Here is a 13,860-nt window from a genome sequence, read left to right as displayed (position 1 = left end):
TTAAAAAATTAATATTATTTTCATTATAAAAGGAGCCATTACTTGGCTCCTACATTTAATATTTAACATATTTAGCTGGATTCACAGGTGTATTATTCTTTCTAACCTCAAAATGAAGATGTGGACCTGTACTTACTCCAGTATTTCCACTCTTAGCTATTATCTGACCCTTAAATACCTTTGTACCTTTTTTCACTAAAAGCTCGCTATTATGGGCATATAATGTATTTACATTACCACCATGGTCAATAATAATACATTTACCATAACCACCCTTAGTTCCTGAAAAAATGACCTTGCCACCATCGGCTGCCTTAACATCTGTCCCGGTAGGAATTCCAATATCTATTCCACTATGTCTTCTTCCCCACCGCCATCCAAATGGTGAAGTTAATATTCCTCTACTTGTTGGTTTAGCCAGCTTTCCAGTTCCTATCTTTGGAGGTGGATTTTTTGTTCCTTTAAGTACTACTTTAGTAGTTGGCTCGGCAATTATTTTTTCTTCCAAAATAGATCTCTCAATCTCTATGCCGTTTTCCTTATTTATCTTAGCTTTAACTTCCCGTTCTCCTTTTTCCCCTGCCATTTTAACTCTAACTTCTCCCTTATATAAAACCTCTGTTTCCTCGTACTTTGTTTCATATGCTATCTCTTCGTTATACTCCATTATCTCTTTTGTAACAACAGTTATTAAAGGCTTGGGAACTACCAAACTGATTTCTTGTCCAATTTGTAATGTTTCAGGCTTAACTCCAGGGTTTGCCTTTATAAGGTCATCGGGATTTATTTTATATTTCTGGGCAATTACCCAGTAATTTTCGCCTTTTTGCATCTTATGTATTTTCGTCTCTTTTGTACCTTTAGTTATGTAATCTAGAATTTCTCCATATTCCAGATTTTCTGCAAATTTTTCTGCTCCAACAAGCTTTTTCACAATCTTAGTATTCTCCTTAAAACCTATTTCCTCTATTTTAGCTTCTTCATCCTGGGTAAAGGGCTTTACAATATCATCAAGGAGATTACTAGCTTCATCTTTTGTTTTAAATACAGCTAAATCCTTTCCATTAACATTTAATGCATATACGGGAATCCTCACCTTCAATATTTCTTCAACATCTTCTTTTATATTTGCTATACTTTTCAGTCCATCTTCTCGCTTTTGAAAACCAGCTCTATTGGAAAAACTTTTTTCTAATTGAACACCCTTAACCGGTCTGATAGGTCTATTATTATAAGATTTATTCGGAAAAGCCAAAAGTAATGTTAAAAAGAATACACCAATTGTACCTAAAAATATAAATATTTTAGCTTGTCTACTATCTTTAAATTGCCTAATGAATTTTTCAATAATATTTTTTAGACTACCAGAATTTCCTGAATTAGCCATAATTTTCTCCCCTAAACGTTCTTTTCCCAAATGGGATTTTTTAGAATTTTGTAATATAATTGTAATGTTAGCTATTATAGTATATCATATTCTTTTTATGCCTACAATATTCTAGCATAGAAAATCTATAATATACATGCATTTTTATTTGAGAAACTTGCATAATTAACATTCTTAATTTTAAAATGCAATATGTAGATAACTTACCTGACTATTTCTACTACATTTTGTATTTTAAAATTCTTTACATGTATTATACAATTTCCTCATTTATTAATACCTCTAAGCCATTTTTCAAAAATATTTTTAAGATCTTTATCTGAAATTATTTCACATATTTCAAAAAAATTTTCTGTTGTTGCATTTTTATATTTATATTTATCAAAATATACTTTTAAAATATCGAAAAATATTTCATCTCCTAATTCCGATCTAAGATATTCTAAAAACATAGCCCCCTTGCAATATACTAAGGATTGATATTCTCTAGAATTTTTAAAATCATCCAAAGATTTTAATATAACTTCACTTTCTAATTCATTAGAATCCCTATATAAATTATAACCTTCTAATATCATTTTTTTATATATTCTATTTTTTGCCTCCTGTCCATATTTTTTTTCATAATATAATAATGTAGAATATTCAGTCAAGGCTTCATCTAACCAAGCCTCTTTAATTTGATTATTACCCACAATTCCATACCACCACTGATGGGCAGTCTCATGAACTATGATATACTCCAGCATTTCATCGTTTCTTTTATATATACCTTCATCTATGAGTACAAGCTTAGGGTATTCCATTCCACCTATAAAAAAATCTGCAGCTGCTACGGAAAAGTGTTTATAAGGATATTTGCCAAAATTCTTATTAAATATTTCTAAAGCATCCCTAGCTGCTATTAAGGATTTTTCTGCGGATTCATCTTCAAAATAATAGCTTCTAACAGAAGTATCTCCCACATCAGCTTCTATAACTTTATATTTCTCACTTGCAACTAAAGCAAAATCCCTTACCTTTTGAGCTTCAAAGGTCCATCTATAATTATCCCCTATATTTTCCTTTTTTATTAAATCTCCTGTAGAAGCCACTACATAATTCATTGGAATGGACATTACAACTCTATAATTGGCAATATCACTAAAAAAGGGATCACCAATAGAATAATATGGATCAAGGTTCCAGCCTGATTCATCAATAACAGCCACTATCGGATACCAATTTCCAAGGTTAATTGTATTGTCTCCAAACCCAAATCTACCATTTGTCGGTGGAATCTTTATCATAAAATCTAAATATATATTAGTTTTTTCTCCTGGCTCTAATTCCTTATCAAGATTAACCTTTAAAACAGAATTTCCTTTGCCTATAATTAAAAAGCTCAAATCACCCTTTGAGGATTTTACAGAATTAATATTTATATGGCCAGGTTCAAAACCATCCATATAAGCTAAATCAATTTCATTTTCTTCAAAGGGCACTGTTTCTTTAGATTTAAATACATTGGGATATATGTGAAAGCATATGGACTTTATATTACTTTTTGACTTGTTTATATATGTAATTTTCTCTGTGCCTTCTATTAATTTTTCCTCTTCATAAAAGACAGCATCAATATCATATGTATTTAGCTTTTCTACTTCCGGCATTAATTCATCAAAAACTATGATGCTGTTTTTATTAATTTGATATATACTTATAGAAATAAGGGAAATTAGAGCAATCATTAAAAATAATACCACTCTCTTTTTATATTTTAGATTTTTAATTTTCCTGAAAAACCTTATTAAAGATATCTTCATCTATTATCAGCCTCCAAGATTTATTGTAATTTCTATATTAAAAACTATATGTGTATAAATGAGCTTTATGTATGGTTATTAATAAAGGAATAGGAGGTTATTTATTCCCCTTATTCCTTTCTCATCATCAATTATGATATAATTACATACAAATAATATGTATTTATGGAAGGTGTTTTAATGAGTTTTATTAAAAAAACAACGGATATTGATTTTGGCCAAACTTCAATTGAAAATATTTTCATTAATGACTTTATGCCTATGGCCGATGGGACCTACGTTAAGGTCTACTTATTGGGATATAAATATGCCACCGACAGAGATGAGAGTATAGTAGTCAATAATAATACTATTGCTAAGCATTTAAATATTCCCTTGGTTGACGTTCTACAGGCTTGGGATTTTTGGGAAAAAGTAGGTATAGTAAAAAAACATCTAAAGGATATCGATGATAATAATGATTTCATAGTTGAATTTTTATCCTTAAGACAATTATATATAGATAATAATTATGAACTTAAAAATACTTCTAAATCTAATGATGAAGATGACAGGGGCTTTAGTGACACCACTACTGTAGAAGAACTATTATCAGCTAATAAGGTTCCAGAAATAAAAAATATGTTTTATGATATACAGCAGCTGATAAGAAGAAGACTCTACACCAATGACATGCAAAAAATCCTTGATTGGATAAAGGATTTTAATATGGATCCAGATGTTATAGTTAAAGCTTTTCAATACAGCGTTGAAAGAAGAAATATCAAAAAAATTGGATATGTTGGCGCTATAATTAGAAGCTGGTATGATGATGGCATAATAAGCATTGATAAAGTTGAAGAATACTTTGAAAAAACTGATACTAGATTTTCTATGTATATAAAAATTTTAAAATCCTTAGGAATTAGAAGTAATCCAATTAGCCAATACTCTAAAAAGATTATGGATAAATGGATAGATACCTGGGGTTTCTCCCTAGAGGTTATATTGAAGGCTTGTGAAAATTCAATAAAAATTTCTAATCCAAATCTAAAATATATAGATAAAATACTTGAAGACTGGAAGGAAAATGGTGTAAAAACCGTTGAGGAAGCTGAAAAAAGAACTCAAGAAAGAACTAAAGAACAAAACGATAATAAAGAGGAAAAGATCATTAAAAAATTTGGTGGTTCAAAAAATAAATTTAATGATTTTGAACAAAGAGCCAATAAATATTCAAATGAAGAACTTGAAAAAATCCTTGGCGTAAGAAAATAAAAGTAGGTGTATATACATGAAAAAAAATTATATGCGAGAAATATTATTGGACTATGAAAGGAAAAGAGATAAAGCTGAAAAAGAATTGGAATATAGAAAATTACAAGTATATGATATTGTTCCAGAGATAAAAAAAATAGAGGATAAAATTGCAGGTACAGGCATAAGGATATCAAGAGCTGTACTTTCTAACCCAGATAATTACGAACAAGAAATTAATTCGATTAAAAGTCATATTGAAAAACTTAAACAAAAAAAAGCTATTCTTCTAACAGAAAATAATATACCCTTAAGTTTTCTGGAAATTAATTACGAATGTAACAAATGTATGGATACAGGATATTTAAAGAACGGTACAAAATGCGATTGTTTTAAACAACAACTTATTGAAATGGCTTATTCCATGTCAAACATATCTAAAATTATTGAAAAAGAAAACTTTAAGACATTTAATCTGGATCTTTTCTCAAATGAGAAATTTGAAGATGAAGAATTGACCCCTAGGGAAAATATGCAGAATATATTAACAACCTGTGAGGGATTTGTTATTAACTTCGATAAAGCAAATAATGAAAATCTTTTATTATATGGAACTACAGGGCTTGGTAAAACTTTTATATGTAATTGCATTACTAAGGCCCTTCTAGATAAGGGAAAAATAGTAGTATATCAAACGGCTTTTAAAATACTACAAATTTTAGAGGAATATCAATTTAGCAAAAACAAAACTCCTGAAATAAAAGAAAGTTATAAACTACTATTTGACTGTGACTTGTTAATTATTGATGATTTAGGAACCGAATTTACAAATACATTTACAAATGTAGAGATATTTAATATCCTTAATTCAAGACTTATCGGTAATAAAAAGACAATTATCTCCACAAATAATGAACCGATAAAATTAGTTAAAAAATATAGTGACAGGATTGTTTCTAGAATCTTTGGCAGTTTTACCATACTTAGATTCTTTGGCCCCGATTTAAGATGGGAAGCAAAAAATAAAATTTAATATATTAGAATTTAATATAAATTTCCCAGAAAATACTTTTTTGGGAAATTTATTAAACTTTAAAGTTGTTTCACTATATATAATTTATATCATCCAAATTATAGCTATAAATTTTTTGTAAATTTTTGTTGACATGGTTTAAAATCTATTGTAATATATATAAATGTGAGTAGGGACCCATTAGCTCAGTCGGCAGAGCACCTGACTTTTAATCAGGGTGTCCCGCGTTCGAGTCGCGGATGGGTCACCAAATTTCGCTGGCGTAGCTCAACTGGAAGAGCAGCTGACTTGTAATCAGCAGGTTGCGGGTTCGAGTCCCATCGCCAGCTCCACTAAAAAAGGGATGTATGATAAGGGTTCATATGTCTCTTTTTGCTATTTTCTACTAAGTTAAAGAATTTAATTTAAAATTTTACTTATAGATAAAAAAATAGATGTGCTTCTTTAAAAGCACATCTACTTTTCTATCTATATATCTTATCTCTAACTATTGTTTGACTTCTCTTTGGTCCAATTGAAACAATTTTTACTGGTATGCCTACTAATTCTTCAATTTTTTCTATATATTTTTTAGCGTTTTCAGGAAGCTCTTCAAAACTTTTAGCTTGTGATATATCTTCATTCCATCCTTCAAGCTCTTCATAAATAGGCTCACATTTTGATAAGTCCTTTAGTGAAGCAGGGAAATTTTGTATTATTCTATCTCCAAGCTTATACCCTTTACAAATTTTGATCTTTTCAAACCCAGTAAGTACATCTAATAACATCAAAGCAATAGAAGTCATTCCATTTACTCTAGCAGAATACTTGACCATTACAGCATCAAACCATCCACATCTTCTTGGCCTTCCTGTTGTCGTACCAAATTCATTTCCTGCTATCCTAATTTTATCTCCTGTTTCATTATCCTCCTCTGTAACAAAAGGTCCTTCTCCTACTCTTGTTGTATAAGCCTTAGCTATTCCTACTACCTCTTGTATAACATTAGGACCTATACCAGATCCAATAGTAAAGCCTCCAGAGATTGGATGTGAACTTGTTACATAGGGATATGTTCCTAAATCTATATCAAGTAATGTTCCTTGGGCTCCTTCAAATAAAACCTTTTTATTATTTTTTATTCCATCATATACTATAACTGTAGTATCATCAACATAAGGTCTTATCTTTTCAGCATATTCTAAATATTTTTTAATAATTTCATCTTTATCCACGGGATCTCCGTCATAAATTTTTTCAATTATTTTATTTTTTCTTTCTATTTGAGCAGTAACCTTGTCAATGAATACTTCTTCATCCATTAAATCACATATTCTTATTCCAGATCTTTCTACCTTATCCATGTAACATGGGCCAATACCTTTTTTAGTAGTCCCAATTAATTGATCCCCTCTAGCCTCTTCAGAAAGGGCATCTATAACCTTATGATATGGAAAAATCACATGTGCTCTGTCACTTATCTTTATATTTTTAGTACTAATGCCTTGGGCCTCAAGTTTTTCTACTTCTTTTAGAAACCCTTCTGGATCGAATACTACACCATTACCAATTACATTTATTGTTTCTGGATAGAGTATACCTGAAGGAATTAAATGAAGGGCATATTTTTTATCTTCAACTACTACAGTATGTCCTGCATTATTACCACCTTGTCCTCTAACAACCACTTCTGCTTCAGCAGCTAAATAATCTATTACCTTACCCTTACCTTCATCTCCCCATTGAGCTCCAACAACAATTACAGTTGACATTTCATACACCTTCCTTCAAAACGTTAAATCCGAACGTACACATCTAATATTATCAGAATAAAAGCTATCAGTCAATTAAATTGCGAATATTAATTAAAATATTATCTAAAATATTCGATTAACTCCTTAAACATAATCACCCCTTAGACTGTTGTGGATAAGCTATAATATGTGTATGACTTTTTCCACAAAAGGACTTTATTTGTTGATAAGTTTTTAAATAAGAAACTTGCATAATTAACATTTTAATTTTAAAATGCAATATGTATATAACTTACCTGACTCTCTTTATTACATTTTGTATTTTAAAATTCTTCACATGTATTATGCAATTTCCTCAAATATCCAAAGTATAAGCTACAATAAATATTATTAAACAAAAAGAGTGGCTTAATCCCACCCTTTAAAACTTCCCTATTTTTCCTGTTTTTCTAAATATTCATTTAAGTCATTAACAATTTCATCTACATCTATTTCGTAAACTTTAGCAGCCTCACCAATAGTCTCCATTGCCGCACCAGCACATCCTAGACAATGCAGCCCATGCTCCTTAAAAACAGAAGCTGTTCCCCTGTCCATTTGCAAAACTTCTGCTATAATAGTATTCTTTGTTACTTTGGACATTCACTTACCTCCCCGTTTCTGAATATAAAGTATGCAATTATCTCTATTTATAAAATAAACAAAAACAAAGCTATAATGAATTTCTTTAAGACACTCACTTTTATTATAACACTTATTATAGTGAAACAGTCTCAAAACTTGATTTATAAATCCTATAAACAAAACTAAAATTTGTAAGTATGTATTTAAACTTAGAGATAAAGATAAATATTCACAGGTTTAAGTTAACTTATCAACATTATTCACAGAGTTATCAACAATTCCTGATTTTCTTTGTGGAAAATATATCTTTCCTTTGTTATATCCATATAATAATACTTTGTCATTAATCTTCCATTATCTATACCAAATTCCTTATTTCTTTTTACAATTCCTTTCATAGTCGCTATGCCTATATTTTGCTCTTCAAATTCATTATAAACTTCTTTTAATATTTTAAATCCGCACTTTTCATAGCATCTAAGTGCTCTTTTATTAAACTTTGCAACTTTAAGCTTCAACCTTTTCATTTTATATTTGTTAAAATATAAATTTAAAAAATTATTCAATGCGTCCGTTCCATATCCTTGATTTAATTTATCTGGATCAAAAACTATTCCCATTTCACTTTCTCTCTTAAAGAATTTAATATCCCTAAGGGAAATATAGCCCACAATACAACCTTTCATATTTTCAACTGCAAAGCACCTTTTTCTAAAATCCCTTGCCTTAATTTTGTACCATAAATCTCTTTCGTGGTTAGAAAATTCGGGAAAATTATAATGTAAAAATATAGGGTCTTGATGCTTTCCCCACAAAACCATTTTATCTATATCTTTTCTTTTAAGCTTTCTTACTTTTGTCTTATCTCCCATTATAATCATGCATTTCACTCCCAAAAACCAACAGTTCTAAGTTTTAAATTTTAAAATTCAGATCATTCCATTATACAAATAAAACTTAACATGATTACTAGAAATAAATTAAATCCTGCTATACTAACTATACACTAAAGACTATTTAATATATCTTCAGCCTCTTTATCTAATATTTCACTTAGATTCCTATTTTCATTTACTGCCTTTTTTAAAGCTATCATTTTCTTTATATCACCTGTAAGAACTCCGCCAATTAGTTTTCCATTATCTAAAAACAGCTTATGAAAATAGTTTTCATTTTGTATTTTTATTTCTTTTTCCCCATCATTTACATTTCCAACTGAAAACATTTTTATATCTCCAATAAGCAAAGTAGTGGCTGGCTTTGGCATTTTATATTCTTGTCTATTACCTAGCATATTAGCTCCTGCAACCTTACCTTGGTCAGTGGCCGCTGACCATAACCCCAAAACCATTCCATCAAACTGAGCTATATCTCCGGCAGCATATACATCTTCTATATTAGTACTCATATGCTCATCAACTATTATTCCCCTCTCTACTTTAATATCAGTCCCTTCTGCTATTGTTATATTAGACCTTACACCAGTTGATATTAAAGCCAAGTCACTTTCAACTATCCTTCCATCTTTAAATTTAATACCTTTTAAGCTTTTATCTCCCTGGAATTCTTCTGCTGCAGCGTTGAAATAAAAATTAAGTCCTTCTTTTTCTAATTGCTGCTGTAGGTAACTTCCTATCTCTTCATCAAGCTGTCTTGGCAATAAATAAGGAGCAAATTCTATTATATTAACTTTTTTGCCTAATTTATTTAATGACCAAGCTGCCTCTAGTCCCAATAAACCTCCTCCAACAACTGAAACAGTATTAATGTTTTTCATATATTCTTGAACTTCTTTTAAATTATCTACAGTCCTTAGTGTAAATACACCTTTTTTATCCACACCAGATATAGGTGGAATGAAAGGACTGCTCCCATTTGCTATTAATAGTTTATCATATTTAAATGCACCTTTATTATCTGTAATTACTTTCTTAAGTTTTGTATCAATACTAATTACCTTTGTATTTAATAATACTTCAATTTTCCTATCTTTATACCAATTTGTATCATGGACAAGTAAATCCTTTAAAGCATAGTCTTCTCTACTAATAAAGTGAGAAAGCTTTACTCTATTATATGTTAGATATTCTTCTCCACTTATCAAAATAATCTTTCCTAAATCATCATTTTTTCGTATTTCTTCTGCTGCAGATAGACCTGCTATTCCATTACCAATAATTATATAATTCATTTAACAATCCCCCATTCATAATTTTATTTATGACTCCACTTATTATTCTTACTAATAGTAAAATACCCCTTTTTCAAAAGGATAAACAAAAGCAGCCTCTTTCGAGACTACTTTGATTAAAAATTCTATCCCCTTAGAAGCTACTCTCTATATCTTTCAAGATTAGCAAATTTAGTAAAGGGTCCAAGCCATGCTAATTCTACAGTTCCAGTAGAACCATTACGCTGCTTAGCTATGATAAGCTCTCCTATATTCTTCTTTTCACTATCAGGATCATAGTACTCGTCACGATATAAAAACATAACTATATCGGCATCCTGCTCTATTGCCCCTGATTCCCTGAGATCAGAAAGGATAGGTCTATGATCGGCTCTAAGCTCTGGAGCACGAGATAGCTGTGATAGTGCAATAACTGGACATTCCATTTCTCTAGCAAGTATCTTCAATGCTCTTGAAATAGCTGAAATCTCCTGTTGTCTACTATCTGACCTAATATGGGATTCCATAAGCTGTAAATAATCTATCATTATTAAATCCAGGCCATGCTCCATCTTAAGCCTCCTGGACTTAGCCCTCATCTCCATAACATTAATACCAGGAGTATCGTCTATATAAATTTTGGCCTGAGCCAGTGGTCCCATGGCATTTGCTAACTTTGGCCATTCATCCTCACTAAGCTGACCAGTTCTTATTTTTTGAATTTCTATGTGGGATTCTGCACTTAACATACGTTGTACCAATTGATCCTTTGACATCTCAAGACTAAATATTGCCACAGATGCTCCTGATCTAATAGCAGCATTTTGACAAACATTTATGGAAAAAGCTGTTTTCCCCATGGCAGGTCTTCCTGCTATTAAAATAAGGTCTGATTTCTGAAGACCTGAGGTTTTTCTATCAAGATCAGTAAAACCCGTTGAAAGACCTGTAACCCCTCCTTTACTACTATACAGCTCTTCTATTTTATCAAAGGTATCTAAAAGTATATCTTTGATAGGCGAAAACCCTTCCTTATTTGTGTTTTGAGAAATATCAAATATATTTTTCTCAGCAAGATCTAAAAGCATATCAGCTTCTTCAGCTTCATATCCCTTTTCTACTATTTCTGTAGAGGCTTTTATCAAACGTCTTACCAAAGCCTTTTCTGCCACAATCTTGGCATAGTATTTGGCATTGGATGTTATCATTCCCGATGTGGATAAATCTGAAAGATAGGTTACCCCTCCCAATGCTTCAAGAGTGCCTCTGGTTGTTAATTCCTCTGAAAGGGTCACTAAATCCACTGGTTCATCTTTATTATATAAATCTATTATTGCCTCATAGATCTCTTTATGTGCTTCTTTATAAAAATCATCACTCTTTAAAATCTCACTAGCAACTATTATTGCTTCTTTATCTAAGATCATTGCCCCTAAAACAGATTGCTCTGCTTCAACATTATGAGGGGGTATTCTTCCTAAATGCTCCATATATACCACCTTTTCCGTAAAAATATATACTAATACATATTTGTGATAGAAATAAGATAACTTACCTAATTCTATTTATTAATTACTACATCTTCAATTTGATCTGTTGATTCCTCAATTACTATAAAAACCCTTATTTTATATTATCTATTATACCATCACTTATATTTATCTACATGGGTTTTTTATTAATAATATATTTTCCATATTTCCATTATTCCCTATATTTTTAGATTTTTTACTGTTACTTGAGCAAATTACATAATTACCTTCTGTAAAAACCATCTCTATATATAGTTTTAAAATCTTCATCTATATTTTTTTCAAAAACAAAAAGGAATTAATTCATAATGAACTAATTCCTTTTTATAATCTTACATTTTATAAACTCTTATCATATCAGATAATTCTTTTATCATATTATTTAAATTTTGTATAGAAGCTGTGATTTCTTCCATTGAAGCACTCTGCTCCTCAGATGAAGCACTAATTTCTTCAGTTGATGCTGCAGATTGCTGTGATACCGATGATATATTTTCTATAGACTCTAATGTGCTATCTTTAATAGAATTTATCTCTTCTATATCTTTATTAATCGAATGCACTAATTTAGTAGACTTATCTATTGCTAATGTAATTTCATCAAAGGCCCTCTTAGTTTCCTTTAATGACGAATTTGAACTTTCTACTATAACTTTAGCATTACCCATACTACTATTTGTATTATCTATTATTTTTCTTATTTCATCTATTATTTCTTGTATATCATTGGTGGCATTTCCTGATTCTTCAGCTAATTTCCTCACCTCTTCTGCCACAACTGCAAATCCTTTACCGGCCTCACCAGCCCTTGCAGCTTCTATAGCCGCATTTAAAGCCAGAAGATTAGTCTGCTCTGCTATTGAATTTATAGTTGCAACTATTGTTTCAATTGATTTTGACTTCTCCGATAAATCATCTATGTCCCTTGCAACATCCATAGTTGACTGGGTATTTTCCTCGAATTTTTTTTGAAGATTTGTAATTGATGTAATTCCTATTTCATTCTTTTCCATCATAAAACCAGTATTATTCTTAGCTGTTTTTAACTTATCAGTGATATTTCTTAAGCTTTTTGCTAAATTATTAGTTATTTCTAATGATTTAGCAGTCTCTCCTGATAAATCATTGGCACCTGAGGCAATCTCTTGAATAGTTTGGGATATTTCTTCAGTTGAGGTATTTACCTCTTCTGTAGAATTAGATATTGTTTCCGATGATCCCTTCAGTTCATTTACTGTATCCTTTATTTGTGTAATTATATTTTTTATATTCACTATCATTTCATCAAAATGGTTCCCCAATAATCCGATTTCATCCTTTGACTTCATATTTACTCTTACGTTTAAATCTCCTGTTCCAACTCTATCTATAGCACTAACTAGATCATTAATTGGCTTTATAGCTAATTTTTTTATTAATAAGGAAACCAATACAGTTAAAAGTATAATAATAAATATTATTGATGATAGTATTTTTCCTCCAAGTTTATTTAAAACTGGCATAAACTCACTTTCGGGTATAGAAATTATTATTATTTTATCACCTATATTCTTAAATGCAGCATGAGTTATAACTCCATTATATGTATATTCAATCATATCTTCATTATTTTGAAAAATACCTTTACTCCAGTCAAATTCTTTAATATTTGTTCCTATCTCCTCGCTATTATGATGAGCTATTATTTCTCCATTTAGGTCAACAACAAATGCATAGCCTTCTTTTCCAACTTGTATATTTTTAATAATGTCCTGTAAATCCATTACCTTAATTAAATCCTCTATAGCCTTTGGTTGTAACCCTATCTGAACTATCCCTTTCTGGTCAAGTCTTGCTGAACCTATATATTGAAATAATCTCTTGTCAGTACCTCTAGCTATAGGTTCTTGGGCTAAAGTAAAACTGTTTTCTTCAAGTATCTTGAGAAAGGGCTTAGTTTGCTCACTTGTTTTAAAATCAAAACCATAAAAATCTTTTATGGTACCATGGGTCAATATTCCATTTTCATTCGTGACATGTATCTCATCTACACCAAGCTGATCAGCTATTTTTTTCATGTTTTCAGTAGAAAGCAATTTTTGATTTTCATTAATCAATTGTGCCACAGATTTTGATAGTGCTATTCCCTTTTTATTAAGGGCTTCCTTGGTAATTTCAACCATATTATCCCTTGACTCCACAGTCTTTACTGCTGTTTTTAGTGCGCCACTAAGCTGGGTTTTTATAATGTCTAAAACTAAATCCTCTTTTACAGCTTTATAGCTAAACATCCCTAAAATAGTCATTGCTCCTATTATAATCAGTACAATAGGAATTAATATTTTACTTTTTAATTTCAAA

10 protein-coding genes and 2 tRNA genes are annotated in these 13,860 nt (G+C 30.4%); 4 read left to right on the top strand and 8 right to left on the bottom strand.

What is annotated here, in order from left to right:
* Positions 1–55 precede the first annotated feature (55 nt).
* Entirely contained in the window at positions 56–1,387 is a 1,332-nt protein-coding gene (locus B5X81_RS23525) for a LysM peptidoglycan-binding domain-containing M23 family metallopeptidase (RefSeq protein WP_079495428.1), read from the bottom strand.
* Between the two features lie 266 nt (positions 1,388–1,653).
* Positions 1,654–3,192 carry a M1 family metallopeptidase gene (locus B5X81_RS23520; protein WP_079495426.1) on the bottom strand — a complete coding sequence of 513 codons (1,539 nt, stop codon included), beginning with the start codon at positions 3,190–3,192 and terminating at the stop codon, positions 1,654–1,656.
* Between the two features lie 180 nt (positions 3,193–3,372).
* Here B5X81_RS23520 and B5X81_RS23515 point away from each other — a divergent pair, with 180 nt between their 5' ends.
* The 4 genes from B5X81_RS23515 to B5X81_RS23500 all read left to right on the top strand — a co-directional run bounded on the left by B5X81_RS23515 (position 3,373) and on the right by B5X81_RS23500 (position 5,793).
* The gene (locus B5X81_RS23515; RefSeq protein ID WP_079495425.1) at positions 3,373–4,449 is read left to right on the top strand and encodes a DnaD domain protein; all 1,077 of its coding nucleotides are present in this window, start codon (positions 3,373–3,375) and stop codon (positions 4,447–4,449) included.
* Positions 4,450–4,465: 16 nt separating this feature from the next.
* The gene (locus B5X81_RS23510) at positions 4,466–5,461 is read left to right on the top strand and encodes an ATP-binding protein (RefSeq protein WP_079495423.1); all 996 of its coding nucleotides are present in this window, start codon (positions 4,466–4,468) and stop codon (positions 5,459–5,461) included.
* A gap of 174 nt (positions 5,462–5,635) precedes the next feature.
* Positions 5,636–5,711 (top strand) — tRNA-Lys (locus tag B5X81_RS23505).
* Between the two features lie 6 nt (positions 5,712–5,717).
* Positions 5,718–5,793, top strand: a tRNA-Thr gene (locus B5X81_RS23500).
* A gap of 132 nt (positions 5,794–5,925) precedes the next feature.
* Here the strand turns inward: B5X81_RS23500 and B5X81_RS23495 are convergent.
* The 6 genes from B5X81_RS23495 to B5X81_RS23470 all read right to left on the bottom strand — a co-directional run bounded on the left by B5X81_RS23495 (position 5,926) and on the right by B5X81_RS23470 (position 13,859).
* Positions 5,926–7,212, bottom strand: coding sequence for an adenylosuccinate synthase (locus B5X81_RS23495; RefSeq protein ID WP_079495422.1), 1,287 nt, complete (start codon positions 7,210–7,212; stop codon positions 5,926–5,928).
* A 414-nt stretch (positions 7,213–7,626) separates the two neighbouring features.
* Entirely contained in the window at positions 7,627–7,836 is a 210-nt protein-coding gene (locus B5X81_RS23490) for a DUF1858 domain-containing protein (RefSeq protein ID WP_079495420.1), read from the bottom strand.
* Positions 7,837–8,078: 242 nt separating this feature from the next.
* Complete coding sequence (locus tag B5X81_RS23485) at positions 8,079–8,699, bottom strand: GNAT family N-acetyltransferase (protein WP_244282228.1); 621 nt, start codon at positions 8,697–8,699, stop codon at positions 8,079–8,081.
* A 125-nt stretch (positions 8,700–8,824) separates the two neighbouring features.
* Entirely contained in the window at positions 8,825–10,009 is a 1,185-nt protein-coding gene (locus tag B5X81_RS23480) for an NAD(P)/FAD-dependent oxidoreductase (RefSeq protein ID WP_079495419.1), read from the bottom strand.
* Between the two features lie 140 nt (positions 10,010–10,149).
* Entirely contained in the window at positions 10,150–11,478 is a 1,329-nt protein-coding gene (dnaB, locus tag B5X81_RS23475) for a replicative DNA helicase (RefSeq protein ID WP_079495417.1), read from the bottom strand.
* A 374-nt stretch (positions 11,479–11,852) separates the two neighbouring features.
* Positions 11,853–13,859 carry a methyl-accepting chemotaxis protein gene (locus B5X81_RS23470; protein WP_079495416.1) on the bottom strand — a complete coding sequence of 669 codons (2,007 nt, stop codon included), beginning with the start codon at positions 13,857–13,859 and terminating at the stop codon, positions 11,853–11,855.
* Position 13,860 lies beyond the last annotated feature (1 nt).

Origin of the sequence: Maledivibacter halophilus (genome assembly GCF_900167445.1) — a bacterium.
Classification (GTDB): domain Bacteria; phylum Bacillota; class Clostridia; order Peptostreptococcales; family Caminicellaceae; genus Maledivibacter; species Maledivibacter halophilus.
Note: the sequence above shows the minus strand (reverse complement) of the source record. Positions and strands in the feature narration are given on the sequence as shown.

What these genes read in the sequence shown, in the direction of transcription:
- B5X81_RS23515 (WP_079495425.1), top strand. Translation starts at nt 3,373, where the DNA reads ATGAGTTTTATTAAAAAAACAACGGATATTGATTTTGGCCAAACTTCA.
- dnaB (WP_079495417.1), bottom strand. Translation starts at nt 11,478, where the DNA reads ATGGAGCATTTAGGAAGAATACCCCCTCATAATGTTGAAGCAGAGCAA.
- B5X81_RS23490 (WP_079495420.1), bottom strand. Translation starts at nt 7,836, where the DNA reads ATGTCCAAAGTAACAAAGAATACTATTATAGCAGAAGTTTTGCAAATG.
- B5X81_RS23510 (WP_079495423.1), top strand. Translation starts at nt 4,466, where the DNA reads ATGAAAAAAAATTATATGCGAGAAATATTATTGGACTATGAAAGGAAA.
- B5X81_RS23495 (WP_079495422.1), bottom strand. Translation starts at nt 7,212, where the DNA reads ATGTCAACTGTAATTGTTGTTGGAGCTCAATGGGGAGATGAAGGTAAG.
- B5X81_RS23520 (WP_079495426.1), bottom strand. Translation starts at nt 3,192, where the DNA reads ATGAAGATATCTTTAATAAGGTTTTTCAGGAAAATTAAAAATCTAAAA.
- B5X81_RS23525 (WP_079495428.1), bottom strand. Translation starts at nt 1,387, where the DNA reads ATGGCTAATTCAGGAAATTCTGGTAGTCTAAAAAATATTATTGAAAAA.
- B5X81_RS23485 (WP_244282228.1), bottom strand. Translation starts at nt 8,699, where the DNA reads ATGATTATAATGGGAGATAAGACAAAAGTAAGAAAGCTTAAAAGAAAA.
- B5X81_RS23480 (WP_079495419.1), bottom strand. Translation starts at nt 10,009, where the DNA reads ATGAATTATATAATTATTGGTAATGGAATAGCAGGTCTATCTGCAGCA.